Origin of the sequence: Amycolatopsis arida (assembly GCF_900115565.1) — a bacterium.
Lineage (GTDB): Bacteria > Actinomycetota > Actinomycetes > Mycobacteriales > Pseudonocardiaceae > Yuhushiella > Yuhushiella arida.
The window spans coordinates 1-23770 of record NZ_FOWW01000013.1 but is presented as its reverse complement, the minus strand read 5'-3'; the positions used below and the strand labels follow the sequence as shown (position 1 = coordinate 23770).

The window sequence follows — 23770 nt, the reverse complement described above, 5'->3', positions numbered from 1 at the left end:
GGAGTGAGTCATGACCGAACCTCGACACCTTCCGGCGGGCGACGGCCCGGCGGTGTGGATCGGCGACAGCCTGCACACCGTGAAGCTGACCGGCCGGGACAGCGGTGGCGCGACCAGCATGCTGGAGATCACCGTGCCGCCCGGCGAGGGACCGCCGCCGCACGCCCACGGCAACGAGGACGAGACCGTGCACGTGCTCGCCGGCCGGCTGGCGTTCCAGCTCGGGGACCGGGAGGTCGTGGCCGGGCCGGGCGACGTCGTGTTCATCCCCAGGGGCACGGTGCACGCCGTGCGCAACGTGGGCGACGAGGTGGGCCGGACGGTGACCACCTACGTTCCCGGCGGGATGGACGAGTACTTCGTCCGGGCCGGCACGCCGGCCGAGCCGGGGTCGGCGCCGCCGCCGATGACACCGGAGCGGCTGCGCGCGGCGGTGGAGCTGGCCCCGGAGTACGGGATGACCATCGCGCCGCCGCCGGGCATGGCGGGTCCCGGCGGCCCTGGCGGCACCGGTCACCCGGGCTCGGGGAGGGCCGGGAGGTGACGGCGGAGAGCGTGGCGGGTTCGGCTGGCGTGGCGTTGCTGGGGCAACTGCACGACGGGTTCGTTCGGGCGCGGGCCCTCCAGCTGGCCGCGGAGCTCGACGTCGCAGACCTGCTGGGCGACGGTGACCGTACGGCCGACGACCTCGCCGCGGCGACGGCGACGCATCCGGGGGCGCTGTACCGCCTGCTGCGGCTGCTGGCCGGGTGCGGGGTGCTCACCGAGGTGGCACCGCGCCGGTTCGCGCTGACTACGGAGGGCGGGCCGCTGCGCGGTGACCATCCGCACTCGGTGAAGGCGACGCTGCTGTCGGCGCGGTTGTTCCTGCCGGTCTACGCCGACGCGCTGCACAGCCTGCGAACGGGGGAGCCGGCGTTCCCGCGGACCTACGGGGCGCCGCTGTTCGAGTACCTGCAGGAGCATCCGGACCAGGCGACGCTGTTCCACGCGGCGATGGCCGACGCCAGCCGGCTGGAGACGGCCGCGCTGCTGGACGCGGTCGACCTCGGTGGGGCACGGCACGTGGTCGACGTGGGCGGGGGCAGCGGCACCCTGCTCGGCGCGGTGCTGCGGCGGCACCCCGGGGTCACCGGTGTGGTGCTCGACCGCCCGCACCTGGCCGAGGCGGCGCGCACCCACGCGGCGGCCGAGGGCGTGGCGGACCGGCTGACGTTCACCGGCGGGGACTTCTTCCGGGAGGTGCCCGGGGGCGGCGACGTCTACCTGCTCAAGTCGATCGTCCACGACTGGCCGGACGACGCGGCGGTGGACATCCTGCGCATCTGCCGGGCCGCGATGCCGCCCGGCGGCCGGCTGCTGCTGGTGGAGCGGGTGCTCCCCGCCGGCGACGGGGACCATCCGGGCAAGGCGATGGACTTCACGCTGCTCGTCGTGCTCGGCGGGCGGGAGCGCACCGAGGCCGAGTACGCGGCGCTGCTGTCCGCGGCCGGGCTGCGCTGCACCGGCGTGACGCCGACCGCGTGCCCGCTGAGCGTCGTCGAGGCCGTGCCGGCCTAGCGGCTCCCGCGGGCCTCGTCACCTCCTTCTCCGGTGCCTGCTGGAGTCGTGAAGTCGGATGGGAGCGTCCGCGTCGGGTGGCGCACGAGCGCATGCCCGCACCACCAACTCGCATCACCTGTCGCGCTCGCCTCACCTCACGACGATCGAACCAACGACCCACATCGGGTTTGGTGGCGGCGGCACCCGGTGGTTACCCTACTTCTCTCTCTACTCGTCCCGATCGGACCCGCGTCGATACACCAAATAGACGTAGTTCATACCGACCGACCAGAAACGTGCCCCAAACGGCGACGAAGTTCAACAACCACGGAAGTCGCTCTCGAAGAAGCGCCGCCACGGCCAGGGCAACCAACAGCAAACCAGCGTGCAGTACTCCCAACCCAACCATTGCTCGTTTCGACATCCAGTGGCTTCCCTTGGTTGAAGCGACCCCGACTCGGGCTGTGGCACCGGCGCCCGAGTCAGGGTGAAAACCATGCCGACACCAACATCACCACCACGCCGATCTCACTTCGCGAACCTATCGAAATAGACGGACAGAGTTATTCCCAAAAGTACGATAATTGCGCTCACCATCAGCACCAAAGGAGTCGCCATCACACCTAGCGATCCAGCGAGCATCACGCCGAGCGCAAGCAGGGTAGCCACCAGGAGCGAGAGCCTGCTGCGCAACGAGCGATTGACTGGACCGCGGTACCATCTCTTCTTCCGCTCAGCCAACCTTCTCACCACCTCGACACGTGACAGGCCCTCCGTATCCGGATGACTCCGCTGATCAGCAGTACCCGGGGTGTCGGCATGAACTCGCGCTCGTGCCGTCCCAGGGACCTGGTCACCCCCTACCGTTCTTCGCTCGCCTCCTGGCGCCCACGAACTCTCGGGCGAGCTCGACGAGCAACAACGCACCGAGCGGCCCGAGCGCGATGACCAGCCAGCGTACTCGCTCCCCGTAGAGGAGAGCCAGCGACAGCGCGAGCAGATAGCACGGCAAAGCGACACAGTAGAGCCAGCGGCGGCGCCGCTCCCGACGAGACCGAGAGGTGGGCATCGACACTTCCTCAGAGACCCCAGGAAACGGAATCCGCCCCCCACCGTGCCGAACGCTCCAGCGCTGAGCGCGGCGTGCGAACTTCTGATCGACTTCCTCCGCCCAGTATCGCACGCATTTCAATTGAACGTTTCAAATCAGGCGGTCCCATCCACTACGGATCCCAATCGATATTCCGCTTGTACACGAGAAGGGCAACGGTCGCCGCAGCCGGGCCAGACACTAGGAGAACCAGCCTGGTCACCTCGCTCTCAACTACGGCCGCCAAGGCAAAGCAGGCCGCCGAAGCCATGAACCAAACAACCATCCATATCCGATGTCTTGTTCTCAAGTTAAGCGTCCTCCTGCCAGGCAGCTACACTTACCGCAGCAGAGAGGCCACCAAGAGCGAAGCCCCATCCCACTCCCGGCAACGCAGCCCCTAAAATTGTTACCGCGACCGCGACCGCGACCGCGACCGTGAACGTGGTTGTGGCAAATATGTCCCTATTTGGCTCTTGTTCGAAGAAGCTTGCTCCGGTGGGGTCGCTGTTGTTGATGGGATCATTGTCGGCATAGGTGTAGGGGTTGGGCTCCTGCTTCGTCGGGTCCATTAAGTGAAGCGGGCCGGACTCGGGTTGTAGTAGCCGGTTCTGAGAGTTTGAGCTCGCGGCGGAGCTAATGAACCATATCCACGCTAATCCGGTTGCCTGGGCAGCAGTTATTGCGGACCAGGGAAGCGGAGCTGACCTTTATGGCCCAGAACTGGACTCTGTTTTGGAGGCGAACCAGAACATCGCGAACGTTCCACTGATCATGACTGTGGCGACTGCTCGGGACAGCCAACCGCGACGTCTGGGTCGGCATCCGTCGCTTCGACGACCTCCAGCGCGATCTCGGCATCTCCCGGAAGGTGCTCACCGAGCGGCTCCGCTGGCTGGTGGCGCACGGCGTGCTGGAGCGCACGGCCTACACCACCCGGCCGCCCCGCTACGAGTACGTCCTCACCCGGAAGGGCCTCGAGCTGTGCGACGTGCTGATGGCGATCACCACGTGGGGCGACCGCTGGACCGCCGGCGAGGCCGGCCCGCCCGTGCTGCTGCGGCACCGCGCCTGCGGCGAGCTGACCCACGCCGAGCTGCGCTGCGCGCGCTGCGGCGAGCGCCTGCACGCCGCGGACGTCGACGTGGAGGCCGGACCGGGCGCCGCGACGTGAGCGAGCTCGCGACACAGCAGCCCGCCGGGCGCCAGCGAGGAGGAGGCGCTATCGCCCGATAGTCCACTCAGGACAAAAGGCGTCAGACATCCGCTGACCCGGACCGGCACGCGCCCCAACTTTCGTTGGATTGACGATTCCACCCGATCGGATTATGGTCTAGACCACATCGGTACCCGGAATCGCAGCCGAAGCGGCGAGCGCCCCTCGCTCGCCCACTCGAGTGCGGCAAGGGGGAGTCATGCCCGACGATGTTCTCCTTCGCCGGCCGAGCCGGTCAGGTTCGGCACTCGCGGCGGGTGCCGGTGGTCCGTGTTCCGGAAGGGTCGCCGCCGCCCTCCGCCTCCCGTTCTCCCCCTGCGGTGGGCTCCTGGCCGTCCACGTGGGAACGGGACGTACCCACAAGGAGTTGCCATGAAGGGAAAGCGCAAGCTGGTCGCCGCGGCGGTCGGGGTGGGCATCGCTCCGCTGATCGCCACCGCCCTGCCGGGTGTGGCCAACGCGCACGGCTACGTGTCCTCCCCGCCGAGCCGGCAGGCCCAGTGCGCCCAGGGATGGGTGTCCTGCGGCCAGATCAAGTGGGAGCCACAGAGCGTCGAAGGGCCGAAGGGGCTGCGCAGCTGTAGCGGCGGCAACGCCCGGTTCGCCGAGCTCGACGACGACAACAAGGGCTGGCGGGCCACCCGGGTCGGCAGGACGGTGACCTTCACCTGGACCTTCACCGCCCGGCACCGCACCAGCAACTACGAGTACTACCTGGGCAACCAGCGGATCGCGGTGTTCAGCGGCGGCAACACCCAACCGCCGCCCACCGTCTCCCACCAGGTCAACCTCGGCGGCGTGAGCGGCCGGCAGAAGGTGCTGGCCATCTGGAACATCGCCGACACGCCCAACGCGTTCTACGCCTGCGTCGACCTCCAGGTCGGCTAGGGAAACGCCGGGTGCCCGCGCGCCACGGGCACCCGGCCGCTCCCCCTTCGGGCCACCGTGGCCACTCAGTAACCACGGTCCGGGAGGACCACCCACAGCACCAGGTAGATCAGGAACTGCGGGCCGGGCAGCAGGCAGGACACCACGAACAGCAGCCGGACGTTCCGCCGCTTCCAGCCCATCCGGTCGGCCAGCCCGGCGCACACCCCGGCGATCATCCGGCCGTCCCGCGGCCGGCTCAACGTCGTCGTACTCATGACCTCCACGATCCCCGGGCTACGGCCCAGCCGCATCGGGGACCACCCGGAGGTGTCCCGGATTTTGGCTCAGCGGTTGGCGAGCGCGGCGGCGATGTGCTCCTCCGCGGCCGACTTGTCGACACCGAGACCGGCGAGCACGCCGTCGCCGTTCTCGAACTCCAGCAGCGCGAGCAGGACGTGCTCGGTGCCGACGTAGTCGTGGCCGAGCCGCAACGCCTCGCGGAAGGTCAGCTCCAGCACCTTGCGGGACCGCGCGGTGTACGGGACCAGCCCCGGCACCTCGCCCGCCGCGGGTGGGAGCGCGGCGGTGGCGGCCGACCGCACGGCCGCCAGGTCCACGCCCTGGGCGACGAGCGCCCGCGCGCCCAGCGCCTCCGGCTCGCTGAGCAACCCCAGCACCAGGTGCGCGGGCTCGATCTCGGCGTTGCCGGCGGCGCGGGCCTCCTCCTGCGCGGCGAGCACCGCCTTCCGGGCGCGCACCGTCAACCAAAAGTGGACGATTCGGTTCGGTTCAGGTCCGCCCAGAACGCGCAGTGGCTCTGGCGCGCGACGTCGGTCGGCCGAATCCCGCCGGAGCCGATGTCCAGGGAGAGGACGTCGCCGGAGTCGCGGAACCGTGGCCAGTCGGGGGCGCCCGGCGCCGCCGGGGTGCCGGTGTGCGCGAACGACGTCCAGTACCCGACCATGGCGTCCGACAGCCGCCGCTGCGCCCCGTCGAGTGGGCCGAGCAAGTTGGGCCACAGGTAGTTCAGCTCGGTGCCGTGCTCGGCGCCCTCCTCGTAACCGGGCACGTCGACCAGCGGTGACGCGGTCCGGTCGGCGAACTGGTAGGCGTGCACGGGCACCCCGGCCGCGGCGAGCGCCCGATAGGCGTCCAGGTGCTGGCACGTCGACAACGGCGTTCCGTTGTCGCTGTACACCGTGGCCAGCGCGATCCGCGGGGACGGATACGCCTCCGCCGGGTAGCGGGCGAGCACCTCCTCCGCGGCCGCGCCGAAGTCCTCCCGGACGACCGCCGCGTACTGCTCCGCCGAGATCGGTTCCGGGAACTGGAGCGGGATGAACAGCCGCATCTCGTCGAGGGTGTTGCCGTGCATCACGGGCACCCGGTGGATCTGGCCGCGCTCGATGGCCTCCCGGGGCTGCCGCGGCAGCAGATCGTCGCCACCGGCGACCGGGACCGCGCTCATCCCCGCCGACTGGAAGCGGTCGACCAACGTGCGGGCGGGCAGGTCCCGCAGACAGTCGGCGGCCCCTGGTTCACCAGCACAGCCGAGCGCGGTGGCGAACCGTGCCGCCTCGGCCTGGGCGGCCTCCTCCGTGCGGAACGGGTCGGTGCAGCTGTAGCTCTGCGGGATCGCCTTGTGGAACAGGCCCGCCGCGGCCGGGGACACCAGGTGCGCGCAGCTGTCCAACGCACCCGCGGACTCGCCGAACAACGTCACGTTGCGCGGGTCGCCGCCGAAGAAGACGGCGTTGTGCCGCACCCAGCGCAGGGCGGCCTGCTGGTCCAGCAGTCCGTAGTTGCCCGCCTGCCGGGCCCGGTCGGCACCGGACTCGAACGCCGGGTGCGCCAGCCAGCCGAACACCCCGAGCCGGTAGTTGACCGTCACCACCACCACGTCGCCCTGGCTCGCCAGCGTCCCCGCGTCGTAAATGTGCCCGGCACCGCTGACGTTGCTGCCGCCGTGCAGCCACACCATCACCGGCAGCGGCCGGCGCGGCCGCTTCGGTGTGGTGACGTTGAGGTAGAGGCAGTCCTCGACGTAGCTCGGCACGCCGCCGACGGGCGAGGCCGGCTGCGCGCACTGGCTGCGCGGCCGGGTCGCGTCGTACACCCCCGGCCACGGCCGCGCCGGCCGCGGTGACCGCCAGCGCAGCTCACCGACGGGTGCCGCGGCGTAGGGGATGCCCTGGAAGCGGCGCACCCCGTCGTCCACCGCGCCCCGCACCAGGCCCCGGTCGGTGACCGCGATCGGGCCAGCCGGGGCGGGCTTCGCGGCCCCCGGCACGGCGCCGGCGAGCGCGGCCACCACCACGACCGCGAGGAACAGGACTGCCTTCGGACGTCTCATCTCCGCCTCCCGAGCGAGGTAAGGACGTGCGGCGGGCCCGGACTCCTCCCCTCCCTACCAGAACGCGTCGGCCGCGGGAACCGGTTTCACGCCGCCGGCCACCGGGTCTCGGTGAGTGCGACGAAGGCGCGCGCGGCCGGCGCCAGCGGCCGGCGGGGATGCACGAGGCCGACCGCGCGGGTCAGCCGGGGCCGCAGGGAACGGATCTCCGCGCGCGGCCCGAAGGCGCGGGCGGCGATGTCGCGGTACCACAGCAGCGAGGCCCCGCCGGCGAGGACAACGGTCACCCAGGCGGCCCGCTCGTCGGTCTCCACCGCCGACGCCGGCCGCACCCCGAGCATGCCGAACAGCTCCTCCAGTTCCCCGCGCCGCGGGCTGCCCCGCCGTGGGACGACGAGAGGCAGGCCGTCCAGCCGGTCGAGCGGCACCGGGTCGGGCAGGTCGGTGCCCGGCGGCGAGGCGAGCACCACCTCGTGCTCGCCGAGGTGGTGTGTGGTGACCCCGCCGTCCACCGGCAGGTCGACGAGGCCGAGCTCGGCGTCGCCGTCACGCAGGGCGCCCACCACCCGCTCCCGGGGGTCCCGACCGAGCACCTCGACCCGCGTTCCCGGATGACGCCGGGTGAAGGCGGGCACCAGCTCGCCGACCAGGTGGGCGGCCAGCGTCGGGGTGGCGACGACCCGCAGCGTCGCGGGCTTCCCTTCCCGCTCGCCGTGGGCGCCGCCGGCGATCCGGTCCACCACGTCCAGCGCGCTCCTGGCGAGCCGGACGACGCGGCGCCCCTCCGCGGTGAGCGCGGTTCCCCGTCCCGTCCGGGTGAGCAGGGTGACGCCGAGCTCCCGCTCCAGCGCGTGCACGGCACGGGACAGCGCGGGCTGCGCCACGTACAGGGCCGCCGCCGCCGCGGTGATGGTGCCGTGGTCGGCGACGGCGACCAGGTACCGCAGCTGCTGGAGCGTCATCCCCGGACGATAGCCGGCGCCGGGCCGCGGAACCAGCAGCGTTGTCCACTGTGGATCACCTGTGGATCACCGCAGCGCGGCCAGCCGGTGCCGCAGGTTCGACCGGACCTCCTCGGCGGCGGTCCAGTCGCCGTCGAGCGGCGTCACCGCGATGTGGTCGGTGGCGAGGGCGTTGTTGTCCGACCACGGCACCGGGTCCGGGCCGAGGTCGAGCTCCGGCCGCACGAGGTAGCAGTCGGCGCAGAGGTCGGTGGGCACGAAGCTCGGGCGGACGAACGCGAGCCGGCCGGTCCTGGTCACCAGTGTTCCCCTCGGCTCGGCGGCGACCGGGTAGTTGACGTTGAGGGTCACGTGGCGGGGCAGCAACGGCCGGCCGGCCGCGGTCACCCGCAGCCGCTCGACCAGCCGGACCGTGTAGGCGGCCGCGTCGGGCACCGAGCCGACCGCCGGCGGGTCGGTGGTCGGGTCGATCTCGACGCTCACCGCGACCGCCGGAATACCCAGCTCGCCGGCCATGATCGTCGCCCCGACCGTGCCCGAGTGGTTGGTCACGGCGCCGGCGTTCTGGCCGGGGTTGACGCCGGAGACCACGAGGTCGGGTGGAGCGGGCAGGACGTTGCGCACGCCGAACAGCACCGCGTCGCCCGGCGAGGCGCACACCGCCCACACGTCGGGGGCCGGCTGGGTGGCGGTGATGGTGTTCGCCGGGGTGGGCACGCCGCGGGGGTAGTTCGACACCTGCTTCGTCCCGATGCCGGACTGGTCGTCGCACGGTGCCACGACGGTGACCCGGTGGCCGGCGGCGGTCAGCGCCCGCCGGAGCGCGGCGAGCGTCGGGGCCCGGTAGCCGTCGTCGTTGGTGAGCAGGATGTCGAGGGCGGCGTCGGCTCCGGACGGCCCGGCCACGGGCGTGGCGGCCACGGCGGGGCCGGTGAGGACGCCGGCGGCGAGGACGGCCGCCGCCAGCGCGGGCACGGACGATGTCCAGCGCGAGGTCATGGGAACTCCAGGGGGAGGAAGCAGGGGCCCTCCCATCGCAACCCGCCGGCGGCGCCGTGTCCAAGTCCGGTTCGGCCTGGCCGTCATGCCGGATCGGCATGACGTCCGCTGCCCGCGGGAGACGGATGTGGTACAGCTGTGCCACGACAGTCCCGGGAGGTGTGGTGCCGAGAACGGTCGACCACGACCAGCGCCGCGCGCGGATCGCCGACGCGCTCGTCCGGCTGGCCGCGCGCGAGGGGTTGCCCGCGGTGACCATGCGGGCGGTGGCCGCCGAGGCCGGGGTGTCGCTCCGGCTGGTGCAGTACTACTTCGAGAGCAAGGGCCAGCTGATGCACGCGGCGCTGCGGCACCTCGAGCGGCGCGGCCACGAGCGGTGGCTGGCGCGGCTGGCCCGGCTGCCGGACCCGCCGCCGGCGCGCGCGTTCGTCGAGGCGCTGCTGGCCGAGGCGCTCCCGGCCGACGGCGAGCGGCGCGCCTTCCACCTGGTGTGGACCTCCTACGCGGTGCTGGCGATGACCGATCCCGAGCTGGCCGCGCAGCCCTTCGTGGAGGGGCCGAACCGGGTGGAGCGGCAGGTCGCGGACGCGCTGCGGCGGGCCGGCGCCGCCGGCGAGCTGGTCGCCGGGGCCGACCCGGCGACCGAGGCTGCCCGGCTGCTGGCGCTCAACCACGGCCTCGGCACCAGCGTGCTGGTGGGCCAGCGCACGCCCGAGGCCGCGGAGGCGGTGCTGCGCTACCACCTGGACCGGCTGTTCACCCCGCCGTCGCGGCAACCGGGGTAGCGCCGACACGCATACCGCTGTGTCCGCGCTCCATGACCACGTGTCCGCGCTCCGTGACCACGTGTTCGCGTCGTGCGGCGCGGGCACCCGTGCACGGACCGCGGACACAGGCACACGGGTGCCGCGGCCGGCTGTCGCTACCTGCGGCCGATCAGGTGCGCGCCCCAGCGGCGCCGGCGGCCGGTGCCACCGCAACGGCGGCACGGGCGCCAGTGCCGGCCGGACGGCGACCGCACCTTGCCGCCCTGGCAGCCGCCACACGCCCGGTACGGCCACATCGCCACGGTCAGCAGGTAGACGCCGGCGAGCCCCACCACCACGAGGATCGTGTTCGCGTTCATCCTTTCGAGTGTGCGCCTTCGTGCGGATGCCGGCATCGCGAATACGTGGACGTGGCGAAACCGCAACCCCTCCGTAGTTCGCGACGAACAGAGGGTGTTCGCCGGCCCGGAACCCCGCCGAGGCGCCCCGTTTCGTCGCCGGCACTCGGTACGTTCTCCCCTGTCATGTGTGCCGACCTCGCCCAACCCCGCACCGACCTCACCCGGCCCGAGGTGACCCCGAGCCTCATCGGCCGGGACCATCCGGTTGCCGTCCTGCGCGCCGAGCTCGACCGCGTGGTGGACAGCCACGGCGGGCTCGTGCTGGTCACCGGCGAGGCCGGCATCGGCAAGACGGCGCTGGTCACCGGCACCGCGGACGACGCGCGCCGGCGCGGCGCGCTGGTGCTGAGCGGATCCTGCTGGGACTCCGACAGCGCGCCGGGCTACTGGCCCTGGATGCAGGTCGCCAGGGGGCTGCGGCGGGCCGCCGACCCGGCCGAGTGGGCCGCCGTCGAGCGGTCCACCGACGGCGCGCTCGGGGTGCTGCTCGGTGAGACGGTCCACCCCGACGGCGTGGACGCCGTCGGGGGCTTCCGGCTCTTCGACGCGGTCACCACGGCGCTGGTGTCGCTGGCGCAGCGCCGGCCGGTGATGGTCGTGCTCGACGACCTGCACTGGGCCGACCCCGCCTCGCTCAAGCTGCTGGAGTTCGTCGCCCAGCACACCTGGTTCGAGCGGCTGCTGCTGATCGGCACCTACCGCGACGCGGAGGTCGAGGCGGCCGACCACCCGCTGCGCCCGCTCGTGCTCCCGCTGCTGGCGAAGGCGCGGACGGTGACCCTCACCGGGCTCGGCCCGGACGAGGTCGGCCGGCTGATCACCCGCACCGTCGGCACCGAGCCGGACCCGGACCTCGTGGCCGAGGTCCATCGCCGCACCGGGGGCAACCCCTTCTTCGTCGAGCAGACCGCCCGGCTGTGGCACAGCGGCGGGCCGGTCACCGCGGTCGCGCCGGGCGTGCGCGACGCCGTGCGGCGCCGGCTGTCCCTGCTGCCCGCCGCGGTCGCCCGGCTGCTCACGGCGGCGGCCGTGCTCGGCGGGCGGTTCCACCGCCAGGTCCTCGCGGTCACGGTGACCTCGCCGGTCGCCCAGGTGGACCGCCTGCTCGACCAGGCGGTGGCCGCCCGGCTGGTGGTGGCCGACGGCGGCGGCTGGTTCTCCTTCGCGCACGACCTCGTCCGCGAGACGCTGTACGAGACCCTCGACGAGGCCGAGCGGCGCGGCCGGCACGCCGCCGTCATCCGTGCCACGGACACCGCGCCGGACCTGGCCGACCGCCTCTTCCCCGGCGAGCTGGCCCGGCACGCCTACCTCGCCGGCCCGGACCTCGAGCCCGGCAGGGCCGCCGACCTCCTGACGGCGGCCGCCCGCGACGCCGGCGCCAGGATGGCGTTCGACGAGGCGGTCGGCCACTACCGGCGCGCGCTCGACCTGGCGGGCCCGACCGAGCCACGCCGGAGGGTGCTCGCCGCGCTCGGCCTCGCCCACGAGCTGTACCACCACCTCGAGGCGAAGGACGAGGCGTGGACCGTGCTCACCCACGCGGTGGGGGTGGCCCGGGCCGCCGGCGAGCCGGAGCTGCTCGCCAGGGTGGCGCTGACCGTGCACGGCACCGGGAACCGCGAGGACCACTCCGCGCTGAAGGCCGAGCTGGTCACCGAGGCCTACCGCGCGCTGCTGCCCGACGCCCCCACCCCGGACGGCGGCCGGTCACTCGACCAGCTCGCCCGCGACCTGACCGTCCACCTGGGCCTGCTCGCCCGGCAGGGCGGCGACGACGAGGCGCTCGGCTTCAGCCTGTGGACCCTGCACGACACCATCTGGGGGCTCGGGTCGGCGGCCGAGCGGGTGGACCTCACCCGGGAGCTGGCCGACATCGGCCGGCGCACCGGCGACGCGGAGATGGAGCAGTTCGCCACCTCGCTGCGCTGGGTGGCGCTGCTCGAGCTGGGCGACCCGGCCTACGCCGACCAGCTGCGCGCGTTCGTCGCGCTCACCGAGCGCAGCGCGCAGACCCGCATGCGCTTCGCCGCGTTGCTCGACCAGTCCATCATCGCCGCCTTCCGCGGAGAGTTCGCCGAGGCGGCCACCCTGCTGGCCCGCGGGGAGGAGGAGGTGCCCGACGATGCCGACGACATGCACTTCGCGTTCGTCCGGCACCACCTGCGCTGGGCCCGGCTGCTGCAGCAGGGCCGGTTCGCCGAGCTGGCCGAGCTGCACCGCTCCCCCGACCAGCGCCACTACCCGTTCCCCGCACTGATCGAGGGCATCACCGCCGCGCAGCGCGGCGACGCGGACACCGCGCTGCGGCACCTCGCCGCGGCGCCGCCCGGCGACCGGCCGTTCCCCGGCCCGTTCCAACCGCTGTGGCTGCGGTTCCAGGCCCAGGTCGCGGCCGCCGCCGCCGACGCCGACCTGCGCCGGCGGGCCCGGACCGCACTGGAGCCGTACGCCGGCCAGTGGATGGTCTCGCTGTACGGGTGCGACATCAGTGGACCGGTGATGCTCTGGCTGGCGCGACTCGACGCCGGCGAGCACCGGTGGGACTCCGCGGTCGACCGGTTCACCGAGGCGTACCGGTCGGCCGACCGGCTCGGCGCGCGGCCGTGGTCGGTCGAGGCCAGGCTGGGGCTGGTGGAGGCGCTGCTCGGCCGCGCCGCGGACGGCGACCTCGCCCGCGCCAGGACGCTGCTGGCCGCGGTGGAGCGGGACGCCGCCGCGCTCGACCTGCGACACGTCACCGAACGGGTCTCCCGGCTGTCGTCCGATACGGACTCACCGTTGACGAGCACCACGGCCGAAGCCGCTCCCGCCACCGAGTTCCGGTTCAGCGGTGGCGTGTGGACACTCACCTGGGCCGGCCGCACCGTGCACCTGCCCGACGCCAAGGGGCTGCGCGACCTGCACACCCTCCTCGGCCACCCCGGCGAGGACATCCCCGCCGTGCGGCTGCTCGACCCCGCGGGCGGCGAGGTCGTCGTCGCCGCCCGCCGGATGGGCGGCGACGCCGTGCTCGACGACGAGGCGAAGGCGCGGTACCGGCGCCGGCTCGCGGTGCTCGACGACGAGATCGACCGGGCGGTGGAACGGGGCGCCGACGATCGGGCCGCCGAGCTGGACCGGGAGCGCGCTGCGCTGCTGGACGAGCTGCGCACCGCCGCCGGGCTGGGCGGGCGACCCCGCCGCCTCGGCGACGAGGCGGAGCGGGCCCGCAAGGCGGTCACCGCCCGGATCAGGGACGTCCTGCGCCGCCTGGACGAGCGGCACCCCGAGTTGGCCGAGCACCTGCGGGCCAGCGTCTCCACCGGGGCGAGCTGCCGCTACGCCCCGGACGGCGGGGTCTCCTGGCGCCGGTGACGCCAGGAGACCCCGACCCCCAGAGACCCCCCCGGAGCCGGCGTCACTTCCGGTTGTAGAGCCGCATGGTCAGCGTTCCGAAGACCACCAGCAGGATCCCGCCGGACACCAGCGTCCAGGTGATCTCACCGGCGTCCGGGGTCCCGGCCATCACCCCGCGCACCGCGGCCACGAGGTGGGCGATCGGGTTGACGTCCACGAAGGACTGCAACCAGCCGGGCATGGTGCCGGGGTCGACGAAGACGTTGCTGAGGAACGTCATCGGGAACAGCACGAGCATGCTGACCCCCATCACCGACTTCTCGGTGCGCAGCAGCAGCCCGAACATCGTCCAGATCCAGGAGAACGCGAACGAGAACAGCAGCAGCAGGCCGACGCCGGCGAGCACCCCGGCCAGCCCACCGCCCGGCCGGAACCCGAGGATCAGGCCCAGGGTCAGGATCACCGCCGAGGCGATCATGTACCGCAGCATGTCCCCGAGCAGCGCCCCGACCAGCGCCGCGGGCCGCCAGATGGGCAGCGTGCGGAACCGGTCGAACACACCCTTCGCGATGTCGGTGTTCACCCCCATGCCGGTGTACATGGTGATCATCACGACGCTCATCACCAGGACCCCGGGCAGCAGGTACTGCAGGTACTGCTCCGGGGAGGAGGCGAGCGCGCCACCGAACAGGTAGGTGAACATCAACGTCATCATGATCGGGAACGCGGTGACGTCGAACAGTTGCTCGGGGACGTGCTTGATCTTCAGCACGGCCCGCCAGCCGAAGGCCACCGAGGCGGCGAGAGCGCTGGGCCGCGGCGGCTGCTCCCCCGCCGCCAGCACGGCGTCGAGGCTCTCGGCCGTGGGAACGTAGGGCGCCGCGGGGACGCGGCTGTCCTGGGTCGTCGTCGCGGTGGTCACGCCGCAACCTCCTTCGTGTCGTCACTGTCGTGGGTCGTGGCCGGGGAGTCGGTGAGGGCGAGGAACACCTCGTCCAGGCTGGGCTGCCCGAGGGAGAAGTCGTCGACGGCGACGCCCGCCCTGGTCAGCTCGGTGAGCGCGCGGGCCGCCAGCTCGGCCGCCTCGTGACCGGTCTGCTCGCCGCCGACCCTGGCGGTCAGCCGCACCGGGTCGGGGTCGCGCTGCACCGCGCCGGAGCCGTCGCCGAGGACGCGGGCGAGCACTCGCTCGGCCTCGGGCCGCTGAGCCGAATCGCGCAACCGGACCTGGACGGACCCGGCGCCCACGCTCGACTTCAGCTCGCCGGGCGTGCCCTCGGCGATCACCTTGCCGTGGTCGATCACCGCGATCCGGGACGCGAGGTGGTCGGCCTCGTCCAGGTACTGGGTGGTCAGCAGGACGGTGGTGCCCTGGGCCACGATGAGCCGCACGATGTCCCACACCTGGCTGCGACTGCGCGGGTCCAGCCCGGTGGTGGGCTCGTCGAGGAAGAGCAGGTCCGGGGTCTTGAGAATGCTGGCGGCGATGTCGATCCGCCGGCGCATCCCGCCGGAGTAGGTCTTGACCTGGCGCCCGCCGGCCTCACTCAGCCCGAAGGCCTCCAGCAGCTGCTCGGCGCGCCGGCGCGCCGCCGGTTTGCGGTGGCCGATGAGCCGGGCGAGCAGGACGAGGTTCTCCGTGCCGGTGAGGTCCTCGTCGAGGGAGGCGTACTGGCCGGTGAGGCTGACCCGGCCGCGCACGGCGTCGGCCTCCCGCAGCACGTCGTGCCCGAAGACCCTGGCCTCGCCGCCGTCGGGGCGAAGGAGGGTGGCGAGCACCCTGACGGCGGTGGTCTTGCCGGCGCCGTTGGGGCCGAGCACGCCGTACACGGTGCCCGCGGGCACCCTGAGGTCGACGCCGTCCACGGCACGGGTGCTGCCGAACGTCTTGACCAGACCCGACGTCTCGATCGCTAGGTCGGGGGTGCGGTGGTTCATTCGGGGTGTCCTTTCGGTCGCTAGGAGACGTAGGGATGAATGGCGCGCGCCGCCCGCAGCGCGCGGCCCCACCAGACGAGCTGGTCGAGCATGGCGATGACGGACCGGTGCACGTCCCCGCCGTCGCGGGGCCGGCACCGGTCGTCGACGGTGCCGTCGAGCAGGTGCAGGCACACGGCGTCGCGCATCGTCACCGTGTGCAGCTCGGTGAAGACGCCGCGCAGCTGCTCCACGGCGAACAGGCCGCCGGAGCGGCAGCCGTAGGCGACGAACCCGACCGGCTTGGCCCGCCACTCGTCGTAGCCGTAGTCGATGGCCTGCTTCAGCGAGGCGGGGAAGCTGCGGTTGTACTCCGGTGTGACGACCACGAACGCGTCGGCGGCGGCGATCCGCGCGGTGAACGCGGTCATCGCCGGCGTCGGCGTGCCCGGCAGCCGCGCCGGGAAGGCGAAGTCGACGAGGTCCACGACGCTCGGATCGACGTCGGTCCGCCGCGCCGCCCGCTCGGTGAGCCAGCCGGCGATGCTCGGCCCGACCCGGCCCTCCCGGGTGCTGCCGACGATCACCGCCACCCGCAGTGGCGCGGGGTCGATCGGGTTCGCCCGCATCGGCCCTCCTCTCGGCTCGTCGTGGCGTCACCCCTGGGGCGCCAGACGAGCCGCGGTGGTCCGCCAGATCGGATCTGGCGGACCACCGCGCGGGGAAGGTCGGCGGTGGCGGACGCGAGCCGGCGACTCAGGGCTGGCTCTCGCCCGACGGGCGGGCCGGCAGGGACCGGCTACCCTGCCGCGGCGCCAGCAGGGCGCCGAGCAGCCCACCGGCCAGCGCGGCGGCGGCACCCCAGAACAGCGTGGTGGTGATGCCGCCGAGCCCGCCGATGGCCACCGCCAGCGTGGCGAACACCGTGGTACCCACCGCGGAGGCCGTCTCCTGGGCGGTGGTCAACAGCCCGGCGAGCACACCGCTGGAACGTTCGGCGGCGCCGCGGAACACGAGAATCTGAATGGCGACGATGGCCAGGCCGAGACCGGTTCCGGCGAGCACGAGCCCGGGCAGCACCGGCCACAGGAAGCCGCCTCCGGCGCCGGCCGCGCTCACCGTGGCCGAGCCGGCGGCGATGGCGAGGCCACCGCCGAGGGTGACCAGGCCCAGGTGAGGGCTCAACCGGCCGGCGGCGGCGACCCGCCCGGACAGCGCGGTCGCGACCGTGACCGGCAGGTAGGCCAACGCACTCTGCAGCGGGGTGTAGTGCAGCGCCCGCTGCAGCAGGAACGCGAGGTGGAAGAACAGTGAGGCGAAGGAGCTCCAGATGAGCACCGTCGCGACCAGCGCTGCTACGGTGTTCCGCCTGGTCACCAGCGACAGCGGGAGCAGCGGGTGCGCGGCGCGCCGTTCGAGCAGCGCGAACGCGGCCAGCAGCGCCGCCGCCACGGCGCCACCCGCCAGGGCCTTCTCCGTGGACTGCTCGGCCCGGCTGATCGCGAACACGAGGAGGCCGATGCCGGCCGAGGCGGTGGCCGCGCCGGGGAGGTCGAACTCGGGCCAGGAGAACGACCTGGCATCCGGGGGTACCCACCGGGCGGCCCCGCCGATCAGCGCGCCGGCCAGCAGCAGCGAGGGAAGGAAGATCGCGCGCCAGCCGACCAGATCCGTCAGCGCGCCGCCGAGCACGAGCCCCGCCACCGAGCCCACCGCCGTCATCTGGCCGAACAGCGCGAAGGCGCGGCGCCGCGCCGGCCCGTCCGGCAAGAGCGTCACCAGCAGCGACAACGCGGCGGTGCCGGCCAGCGCGGCGCCACCGCCCTGCATCGCCCTGGCGGCCACCAACACCGGGGTGGCCGGCGCGGCCGCCCCGAGGCCGCTGCCGGCGGCGAGCAGGAGCAGGCCGGCGAGCAGCGGACGGCGCCGGCCGGCGAGATCGGCCACCCGCCCGGCGAGCAGCAGCAGGGCGCCCCACACCAGGGCGTAGGTGGTCACGATGAACTGGCTGTGCACCGGCGCCACGCCCATCTGCCGCTGGATCACCGGGACGGCGACGATCGGGACGTTCACGGTGAGCATCACCAGCAACTGGACGCCGGCCAGCAGGTGAACCAGACGCTGCGCCGGCCGTCCTCCGCGTTCGGTCACCCCACCACCCCGCGCTCGCCACCGGCACGACCGGCTGGCGCAGGGCGGCGACCAGGTCGCCGATCCCGTGGTCGGCGATGGTGATCTCGACGACGACGAGGGCCGGACGCAGTGTGGCGCACAGGGCGAGGGCCTCCGCCTGGTGCGCCGCCTCACCGACCACCACCATCCCGGGTTCGACGTCCACAAGGGACTTGAATCCCCGTCTGACCACCTCCTCGTCGTCAGCCAGCAGGACGCGGACCGGCCTGGCGTGGATTCCCATGCCTTCTCCCCAGCAGATCCCCGGCGTTCCCCAGGTTTACCGATCGGCGGCGGCGAAAACGCGGCCCACCGCGACTATCACCCGTACAGCGCATCTTTTGCTGCCCCAGCACTCCCGGGCGTGCCGACGTTCGGGTCATGGTGCTGAACCGACCGGCTGAGACGGTGCACCAGCCGCGATGGTCGGCGACGGCAGCGGGCCGGCTCCGCCGCGGACGAGGAGGGCGGACATGGCCGCCGGTTGGTGGGCGGCTCGGGCCCTCGGCGTGCACGGCCACGGCCAGCGTGGAGAGGATCTCGCCGCCGTGCGGCCCGATCCGCGGTGGCGGGTGGTTGGGTTCAGTGGCATCGGCCTCCTCGGCTCGTCGTGGCGTCACCCCTGGGGCGCAGACGAGCCGCGGTGGTCCGCCAGACCGGATCTGGCGCGGACCACCGCGGGAAGGTCGGAGGTGGCGGGCCGGAGCTCCCTCACACCGTGGCGTTCCTGGTCTCCGTAACCCCGGTCTCCTCGGCGAAGACGTCGGCGCAGCCCTTGCTGCAGAAGGCATACGTGGTGCCCTCGTGCTCCCGGGTGACGACCGCGTGCTCCAACGGGACGACCATGCCGCACACCGGGTCGAGACCGCGGCCCGGCGGCACCTCCCGGTCGAACCGGTCCGGCGAGTCCCGGTACGACCTGGTGATCATCTTGACGATGTCGAGCGAGCCGACCACCTCGCCGCGCACCCCGCACCCGCCCTCGGGCACGCCGACCACGTGGATCCACGCGTCCGGCTGCCGGTACAGCCGGTCGGGGTCGTCGTCCACGTCGGCGAGCACCGCGGTGAACACCCTGACGAGGTGCTCGCCCATCTGCTCCCGCCAGTCCTCGGGCACGCTGGCCCGCACCAGGTAGCGCGGCGCGGAGGCATCGGCCCGCGCGCCGCCGACGTACCAGTCCACCGGCTCGTGAAACACGACCTGCGTGATCGACCGGCCGGCCTCCATCACCTCGGCCGGCGCGTCACCGGTGTCCGGCATCAGGTCGGTCACCAGCCGCTCGCCGATGCGCCGGCGCCGCTCGTCGTCCAGTGCGCCGCGCACGGCGAAGACCTCGATGAACATCATGGCGTTCGTTTCCTCTCCCGTCGTCCGATTCCTCGCCGTCGAATCCTGCTCGCCGCGCCGTGGGATGTCGTCGTCTCGGCGAAGGCAGTGGGCGTTGGTCCCGGCGGCGCAGGGCCACCGGCGACTACTTCCGGGGAAGTACGCCAAGCGGAGAACGACATCCGCCGGTCACCCGGTTAGGGTTCCCGTTATGCGGTTCGGGGTGGGGTGGCGCCGGTACGGGGACCTCGCGCTGGCCGGCGGTGTCGCCGCCCTCGTGCTCCTCGACGGAGTGCTCGCCGCCGGGCCGCGCGCACCGCTCGACCTCGCCCTCGACAGCGGCCTGGCGCTGGCCGGCGGTCTCGTGCTGGCCGCGCGCCGGCGGGCGCCCCGAATCGTGCTGCTGGTCAGCCTGGTCTGCGTCCTCGGCTACACCGTCCGCGTGGAGCCGGGTCCGATCGCGACGGTGCCGGTGCTGGTCGCGATCTACACCGCCGTCGCCGCCGGCCACCGGGCGCTGGCGATCGCCGTGGTGCTGGCGCTCACCGTGCTCGCGGTGGCCGGTAACCTGGCCGCCGCGGGCGGCACGCTCGACGCGAAGGCCGTCCAGGACGCCATCCTGCCGGTCGGCTGGTTCGTCGTGGCCGCCGTGGCCGGCGCCGTCACCCGGCACCGCAGGGCCTACCTCGAGCAGGTCGAGCGTCGCGCCGCGGAGGCCGAGCGCACCAGGGAGGAGGTCGCGCTGCGCCGCGCCGGGGAGGAGCGGCTGCGAATCGCGCGGGAGCTGCACGACTCGCTCACCTCCAGCATCTCGGTGATCAAGGTGCAGGCGGGGGTGGCGGTGCACCTGGCCCGCAAGCGCGGCGCCGAGGTGCCCGAGGCGCTGCTCGCGGTGCGGGAGGCTGCGACCGAGGCGACCAGGGAGCTGCGCGCCACGCTGGAGGTCCTGCGCGATCCCGCCGACCGGGCAACACTCGCCGGGCTAGGCCGGCTGGCCGACCTCGTCCGGCGCTCCGTCGCCGCCGGGGTACCGGCCACCGTGACCGTCGACGGCGAGCCCCGGCCGCTGCCCGACGAGGTGGACCGGGCCGCGTACCGGATCGTGCAGGAGGCACTCACCAACGTCGGCCGGCACGCCGGGTCGGCGACGGCGACGGTGTGCCTCGGCTACGGCGCGGACACCCTGACGGTGCGGGTGGACGACGACGGGGCCGCGACCCCGGGCTCGGTCGCGGCCCCGGGCACCGGGTTGACCGGCATGCGTGAGCGAGTCGCCGCGCTCGGCGGGCGGTTGTACACCGGCGCCCGCCAGGACGGCGGGTTCACCGTGCACGCCGAGCTGCCGCTCGGGGCCTCGTCGTGATCCGCGTGCTGCTCGTCGACGACCAGCCACTCATCCGCGGTGGGTTCCGCGCGCTGCTCGACGCCGAGGACGACATCGAGGTGATCGGCGAGGCCGCGGACGGGCGAGCCGGTGTCGAGTTGGCCGCGCGGCACCGGCCGGACGTGGCGCTGGTCGACATCCAGATGCCCGTGCTCGACGGCATCGACACCACCCGGCGGATCGCCACCGACCCCGACCTCGCCGGCGTGCGCGTGGTGATCCTGACCAACTACGGGCTCGACGAGTACGTCTTCGCCGCGCTCCGGGCCGGCGCCACCGGGTTCCTGGTGAAAGACATCGAGCCGGCGGACATGGTGCAGGCGGTCCGGGTCGCGGCCCGCGGGGACGCGCTGCTCTCCCCCACCATCACCCGCAGGCTGATCGGCGAGTTCGTCGCGCGGGCGCCGCGGGCGGAGCCGGTACCGGGGCTGGACGTGCTGACCCGGCGGGAACGCGAGGTGGTGGCGCTGGTGGCACGGGGCCTGTCCAACGACGAGATCGCCGCGCACATGGTGATCAGCCCAACCACCGCGAAGACGCACGTGAGCCGGGCGATGGGCAAGCTGGGCGCCCGCGACCGCGCCCAGCTCGTGGTGTTCGCCTACGAGAGCGGCCTGGTCACCCCGCGCGGGCCGGCGAGCTGACCAGCGTCCGGCTCGTCGCGGCGGCATCCCGGCTCCTTGACATCGCACCGACGCCTCACGTACCTGCGAGCGCTCCCAGCCTCAGGATGAAGCCGCCCACTCACCGGTTCGCACGTCACACCGGCCGGCGGGCTTCACCCCCTGAACGGGTCCACCTGCACCTGAGCCGACTGAGTACGCCGCACCTCGGACGGGAGTGGGAGCGCCGCACGAGGGCTCCCACTCCCGTCCCGATCTCCGACGTTCGGACACAATGGACAGTGGGCATTTGCGCGAGGTGGCGCCGGCTTCGGTGACGGCGGCACCGATCTCGGCGCAGGGTCACGGGGTGGGTGGGGCCGCGGTGCCGAAGGGGTTGTCGACCAGGTAGCGCCACTGCCCGTCGGGGGTGCGGCGCACCACGTCGGCCGCCGTGCCGGCCATGTCGTGCGCGGTGCCGTCCCGCGCGGTGCCGCGGATCGACCAGTCCACCACGATCAGCGCCACCTCGCCGGCCACGTAGGCGTGTCGCAGCTCGGCGCGCATCGGCAGGCCCAGGGCGAGCAGCGGCTCGTAGGCGCTGGCCCGGCGCGGGCCGGTGACGAGGTGGCCGGGGAACGGGACGAGCACGCCGGCCTCGTCGTACAGCTGGTCGAGGGCGGCGGCGTCGCCGGTGTTGAAGGCGGCGGTGAACCGAGCGATGTGCTCGGCGAGAGAGTCATGCACTGTCGTCATGACTTCCACAGCCTAACCCGACCGCGTGACGCCGAGCACAGCGGGCCACGTGATCGGGGCAGCCGCTGATCCGGGCCGGTCCCTCCACCGGCGGACTCAGTGGAGCCGGCCGAGCGCGTCCTCGATCGCGCGGTGGAAGGTGGGGTAGGCGTAGATCATCGCGCGCAGCCGCTCGGTCGGGACCTCGGCGTGCACGGCCACGGCCAGCGCGGAGAGCACCTCGCCGCCGTGTGGCCCGACCGCGGTGGCGCCGACCAGCACGCCCCGCTCGGCGTCCTCGACCAGCTTGATCAACCCCTCGTTGCCGGGCCCGTGGATCCAGCCGCGGGCCGAGGTCGGCACGGTCACCGCCGCGGTGCGCACGGTGAGCCCGCGGTCCCTGGCCTGCGCCTCGGTCAGCCCGACCGCGCCGACCTCCGGATCGGTGAACGTCACTCGCGGCACGGCGTGGTACTCCGCCGGCGGCCCCGGCTCACCGAGGATGTCCCTGGCGGCGATCGCGGCCTGGTACATCGACACGTGGGTGAAGCCCCCCTTGCCGGTCATGTCACCGATCGCGTACACGCCGTCGGCCACGCGCATCCGCTCGTCCGGCTCGACGAACGGCCGGTCGGTGTCGACCCCGATGCGGGCCAGCCCCAACCCGGCGAGGTCGGTGCGCCGCCCGGTCGCCACCAGCAGCCGCTCGGCCCGTAACTCCCGGTCGGGCAACGCCACCGTGAACCCGGTGCCGTCGTGGTCCACCCGCTCGGCGCGGGCCCCGGTGTGCAGCGCGAGCCCCTCCCCGGTGAGCACCCCGGCGAGGGTGTCGCCGGCCTCCGGCTCCTCCGGCGGCAGGACCCGGTCGGCGGCCTCGACCACCGCCACCCGCGTGCCGAACCGGGCGAACGCCTGGGCCAGCTCGAGGCCGATCGCCCCGGCGCCGAGCACGACCAGCGATCGCGGCGCCTCCTCGGCCGCCACCGCCTCCCGGTTGGTCCAGAACGGGGTGCCGGCCAGCCCCGGGATCGGCGGGACCGCGGGCTCGGTGCCGCTGTTCAGCACGACCGCCCTGCGTGCGGTGAACTCCTGCTCGCCCGCCCGTACCGTGCGGGGGCCGGTGAGCATGGCCGTGCCGCGGACCAGCCGCCCGCCCGTGCCGGTGAAACGGTCCGCCGCCACCTGGTCGTTCCAGTCGTCGGTGGCCTCCGCCCTGATCCGCCGCGCGACCGGCCCGAAGTCCGGCGCCACGCTGCCGTCCCCGGCCAGCGCCGGCACCCGGCGGGCCTCGGCGAGCGCGTTCGCCGCCCGGATCATCATCTTGCTCGGCACGCACCCGTAGTACGGGCACTCGCCGCCCACCAGCCGCGACTCGACCGCCACCACCGACAGCCCGGCCTCCGCGAGGCGCCCGGCGAGCGCCTCACCGCCGGGACCCATCCCGACCACCACCACGTCCACGCTCTCTGGCATCGCAAGTCCCCTCCCTGCCGCCAGCCGGTCCGGCCCATTCTCCCGGCGAGGCCGGTCCCGGGCATCCGGAGCGGGGCGGACTACCCGGTCTTCCCGGTCGTCGCCGGGACGATGCCGTCGACCCGGAGGTCTCCAGCACCGCGAAGCGGACCTGGTCCATCCGCGCGAGCCCCTGGCGGGACCGGGCGGCCGTGAGGATGTCGTCCTCGGTGATGTGCCGCGCGTTCAGCCGGTGGGTCCACGGCCGGTCGGGACGCATGAGCTCCGCCGATTCCGGGTACGCCCTCTCTGTTCGGTGCCCTCCGAGTCGCCCGATGGAGTGAGACGTGACTGCACCTGCCAGTAAGGACAGCTTTGGCGCGCGGGATGTGCTGCGGGTTGGTGAGGCCTCGTACGAGGTGTTCCGGTTGGATCGGGTGGCGGGGTCGGAGCGGCTTCCGTACAGCTTGAAGATCCTGCTGGAGAACCTGCTGCGGACCGAGGACGGGGTGAACATCACCGCCGAGCACGTGCGGGCGCTGGCGGGGTGGGATCCGGCGGCGGATCCGTCGGTGGAGATCCAGTTCACCCCGGCGCGGGTGATCATGCAGGACTTCACCGGGGTGCCGTGCGTGGTGGA

The 23770-nt window shown here is 73.3% G+C and carries 22 protein-coding genes and 1 pseudogene; 9 read left to right on the top strand and 14 right to left on the bottom strand.

Features of this window, described 5'->3' with window-relative positions:
* Positions 1 to 10 precede the first annotated feature (10 nt).
* On the top strand, positions 11 to 544 hold the full coding sequence (locus tag BM051_RS26380; RefSeq protein WP_092536179.1) for a cupin domain-containing protein: 534 nt from the start codon (positions 11 to 13) through the stop codon (positions 542 to 544).
* Complete coding sequence (locus BM051_RS26375; protein WP_243859855.1) at positions 541 to 1560, top strand: methyltransferase; 1020 nt, start codon at positions 541 to 543, stop codon at positions 1558 to 1560. The genes BM051_RS26380 and BM051_RS26375 overlap by 4 nt, the downstream gene beginning before the upstream one ends.
* A gap of 835 nt (positions 1561 to 2395) precedes the next feature.
* Here BM051_RS26375 and BM051_RS29275 read toward each other — a convergent pair.
* Positions 2396 to 2554, bottom strand: coding sequence for a hypothetical protein (locus BM051_RS29275; protein WP_166677860.1), 159 nt, complete (start codon positions 2552 to 2554; stop codon positions 2396 to 2398).
* A gap of 856 nt (positions 2555 to 3410) precedes the next feature.
* Between BM051_RS29275 and BM051_RS26365 the strand changes: the two genes are divergently transcribed.
* Both BM051_RS26365 and BM051_RS26360 read left to right on the top strand, forming a co-directional pair.
* The gene (locus BM051_RS26365; RefSeq protein WP_092536173.1) at positions 3411 to 3806 is read left to right on the top strand and encodes a winged helix-turn-helix transcriptional regulator; all 396 of its coding nucleotides are present in this window, start codon (positions 3411 to 3413) and stop codon (positions 3804 to 3806) included.
* Between the two features lie 414 nt (positions 3807 to 4220).
* Positions 4221 to 4736, top strand: coding sequence for a lytic polysaccharide monooxygenase auxiliary activity family 9 protein (locus tag BM051_RS26360; RefSeq protein ID WP_092536170.1), 516 nt, complete (start codon positions 4221 to 4223; stop codon positions 4734 to 4736).
* Between the two features lie 65 nt (positions 4737 to 4801).
* Here BM051_RS26360 and BM051_RS26355 read toward each other — a convergent pair whose 3' ends face one another.
* The 5 genes from BM051_RS26355 to surE form a co-directional block, all read right to left on the bottom strand.
* Positions 4802 to 4993: a PspC domain-containing protein gene (locus BM051_RS26355; RefSeq protein ID WP_092536167.1), complete on the bottom strand. Its 192-nt coding sequence runs from the start codon at positions 4991 to 4993 to the stop codon at positions 4802 to 4804.
* Positions 4994 to 5062: 69 nt separating this feature from the next.
* Complete coding sequence (locus BM051_RS30135; RefSeq protein WP_341770879.1) at positions 5063 to 5476, bottom strand: Clp protease N-terminal domain-containing protein; 414 nt, start codon at positions 5474 to 5476, stop codon at positions 5063 to 5065.
* A gap of 2 nt (positions 5477 to 5478) precedes the next feature.
* Positions 5479 to 7071 carry a carboxylesterase/lipase family protein gene (locus tag BM051_RS30130; RefSeq protein ID WP_243859853.1) on the bottom strand — a complete coding sequence of 531 codons (1593 nt, stop codon included), beginning with the start codon at positions 7069 to 7071 and terminating at the stop codon, positions 5479 to 5481.
* 86 nt (positions 7072 to 7157) lie between these two features.
* Positions 7158 to 8033, bottom strand: coding sequence for a LysR family transcriptional regulator (locus tag BM051_RS26345; RefSeq protein ID WP_092536161.1), 876 nt, complete (start codon positions 8031 to 8033; stop codon positions 7158 to 7160).
* Between the two features lie 66 nt (positions 8034 to 8099).
* On the bottom strand, positions 8100 to 9032 hold the full coding sequence (gene surE, locus BM051_RS26340; RefSeq protein WP_166677859.1) for a 5'/3'-nucleotidase SurE: 933 nt from the start codon (positions 9030 to 9032) through the stop codon (positions 8100 to 8102).
* A 164-nt stretch (positions 9033 to 9196) separates the two neighbouring features.
* Here surE and BM051_RS26335 point away from each other — a divergent pair, with 164 nt between their 5' ends.
* Complete coding sequence (locus BM051_RS26335; protein WP_092536420.1) at positions 9197 to 9817, top strand: TetR/AcrR family transcriptional regulator; 621 nt, start codon at positions 9197 to 9199, stop codon at positions 9815 to 9817.
* Between the two features lie 137 nt (positions 9818 to 9954).
* On the opposite strand, the gene BM051_RS26330 is transcribed toward BM051_RS26335, so the two are convergent.
* A complete protein-coding gene (locus BM051_RS26330) occupies positions 9955 to 10158 on the bottom strand; it encodes a hypothetical protein (RefSeq protein ID WP_092536155.1) in 204 nt (67 codons plus the stop codon).
* Between the two features lie 165 nt (positions 10159 to 10323).
* Here BM051_RS26330 and BM051_RS26325 point away from each other — a divergent pair, with 165 nt between their 5' ends.
* Entirely contained in the window at positions 10324 to 13557 is a 3234-nt protein-coding gene (locus BM051_RS26325) for an ATP-binding protein (protein WP_092536152.1), read from the top strand.
* Positions 13558 to 13600: 43 nt separating this feature from the next.
* On the opposite strand, the gene BM051_RS26320 is transcribed toward BM051_RS26325, so the two are convergent.
* From BM051_RS26320 to BM051_RS26300, 5 genes are all read right to left on the bottom strand, one after another.
* A complete protein-coding gene (locus tag BM051_RS26320) occupies positions 13601 to 14461 on the bottom strand; it encodes an ABC transporter permease (RefSeq protein WP_092536149.1) in 861 nt (286 codons plus the stop codon).
* A complete protein-coding gene (locus BM051_RS26315) occupies positions 14458 to 15477 on the bottom strand; it encodes an ATP-binding cassette domain-containing protein (protein WP_092536146.1) in 1020 nt (339 codons plus the stop codon). Before BM051_RS26315 ends, BM051_RS26320 begins: the two co-directional genes overlap by 4 nt.
* Positions 15478 to 15497: 20 nt before the next feature.
* On the bottom strand, positions 15498 to 16085 hold the full coding sequence (locus tag BM051_RS26310) for an NADPH-dependent FMN reductase (protein ID WP_092536143.1): 588 nt from the start codon (positions 16083 to 16085) through the stop codon (positions 15498 to 15500).
* Between the two features lie 127 nt (positions 16086 to 16212).
* The gene (locus BM051_RS26305; RefSeq protein WP_092536140.1) at positions 16213 to 17607 is read right to left on the bottom strand and encodes an MFS transporter; all 1395 of its coding nucleotides are present in this window, start codon (positions 17605 to 17607) and stop codon (positions 16213 to 16215) included.
* A gap of 732 nt (positions 17608 to 18339) precedes the next feature.
* Entirely contained in the window at positions 18340 to 18978 is a 639-nt protein-coding gene (locus BM051_RS26300; RefSeq protein WP_092536137.1) for a YHS domain-containing protein, read from the bottom strand.
* Between the two features lie 190 nt (positions 18979 to 19168).
* On the opposite strand from BM051_RS26300, the gene BM051_RS26295 reads away from it, so the two are divergent.
* Both BM051_RS26295 and BM051_RS26290 read left to right on the top strand, forming a co-directional pair.
* The gene (locus tag BM051_RS26295) at positions 19169 to 20320 is read left to right on the top strand and encodes a sensor histidine kinase (RefSeq protein ID WP_092536134.1); all 1152 of its coding nucleotides are present in this window, start codon (positions 19169 to 19171) and stop codon (positions 20318 to 20320) included.
* A complete protein-coding gene (locus BM051_RS26290) occupies positions 20317 to 20985 on the top strand; it encodes a response regulator (protein WP_092536131.1) in 669 nt (222 codons plus the stop codon). The genes BM051_RS26295 and BM051_RS26290 overlap by 4 nt, the downstream gene beginning before the upstream one ends.
* Before the next feature lie 321 nt (positions 20986 to 21306).
* Here BM051_RS26290 and BM051_RS26285 read toward each other — a convergent pair whose 3' ends face one another.
* The gene (locus BM051_RS26285) at positions 21307 to 21699 is read right to left on the bottom strand and encodes a YybH family protein (RefSeq protein WP_092536128.1); all 393 of its coding nucleotides are present in this window, start codon (positions 21697 to 21699) and stop codon (positions 21307 to 21309) included.
* 96 nt (positions 21700 to 21795) lie between these two features.
* A complete protein-coding gene (locus BM051_RS26280) occupies positions 21796 to 23151 on the bottom strand; it encodes a dihydrolipoyl dehydrogenase family protein (RefSeq protein ID WP_092536125.1) in 1356 nt (451 codons plus the stop codon).
* A 326-nt stretch (positions 23152 to 23477) separates the two neighbouring features.
* On the opposite strand from BM051_RS26280, the pseudogene acnA reads away from it, so the two are divergent.
* Positions 23478 to 23770 (top strand): annotated as a pseudogene (acnA, locus tag BM051_RS26275) (aconitate hydratase); the annotation flags it as partial.

Bases quoted from the DNA above. Each gene is read 5' to 3' on its own strand.
- BM051_RS26280 (WP_092536125.1), bottom strand. From the start codon at position 23,151: ATGCCAGAGAGCGTGGACGTGGTGGTGGTCGGGATGGGTCCCGGCGGT.
- BM051_RS26380 (WP_092536179.1), top strand. From the start codon at position 11: ATGACCGAACCTCGACACCTTCCGGCGGGCGACGGCCCGGCGGTGTGG.
- BM051_RS26310 (WP_092536143.1), bottom strand. From the start codon at position 16,085: ATGCGGGCGAACCCGATCGACCCCGCGCCACTGCGGGTGGCGGTGATC.
- BM051_RS26315 (WP_092536146.1), bottom strand. From the start codon at position 15,477: ATGAACCACCGCACCCCCGACCTAGCGATCGAGACGTCGGGTCTGGTC.
- BM051_RS26360 (WP_092536170.1), top strand. From the start codon at position 4,221: ATGAAGGGAAAGCGCAAGCTGGTCGCCGCGGCGGTCGGGGTGGGCATC.
- BM051_RS26325 (WP_092536152.1), top strand. From the start codon at position 10,324: ATGTGTGCCGACCTCGCCCAACCCCGCACCGACCTCACCCGGCCCGAG.
- BM051_RS26345 (WP_092536161.1), bottom strand. From the start codon at position 8,033: ATGACGCTCCAGCAGCTGCGGTACCTGGTCGCCGTCGCCGACCACGGC.
- surE (WP_166677859.1), bottom strand. From the start codon at position 9,032: ATGACCTCGCGCTGGACATCGTCCGTGCCCGCGCTGGCGGCGGCCGTC.
- BM051_RS26330 (WP_092536155.1), bottom strand. From the start codon at position 10,158: ATGAACGCGAACACGATCCTCGTGGTGGTGGGGCTCGCCGGCGTCTAC.
- BM051_RS26300 (WP_092536137.1), bottom strand. From the start codon at position 18,978: ATGATGTTCATCGAGGTCTTCGCCGTGCGCGGCGCACTGGACGACGAG.
- BM051_RS30130 (WP_243859853.1), bottom strand. From the start codon at position 7,071: ATGAGACGTCCGAAGGCAGTCCTGTTCCTCGCGGTCGTGGTGGTGGCC.
- BM051_RS26285 (WP_092536128.1), bottom strand. From the start codon at position 21,699: ATGACGACAGTGCATGACTCTCTCGCCGAGCACATCGCTCGGTTCACC.
- BM051_RS26355 (WP_092536167.1), bottom strand. From the start codon at position 4,993: ATGAGTACGACGACGTTGAGCCGGCCGCGGGACGGCCGGATGATCGCC.
- BM051_RS26295 (WP_092536134.1), top strand. From the start codon at position 19,169: ATGCGGTTCGGGGTGGGGTGGCGCCGGTACGGGGACCTCGCGCTGGCC.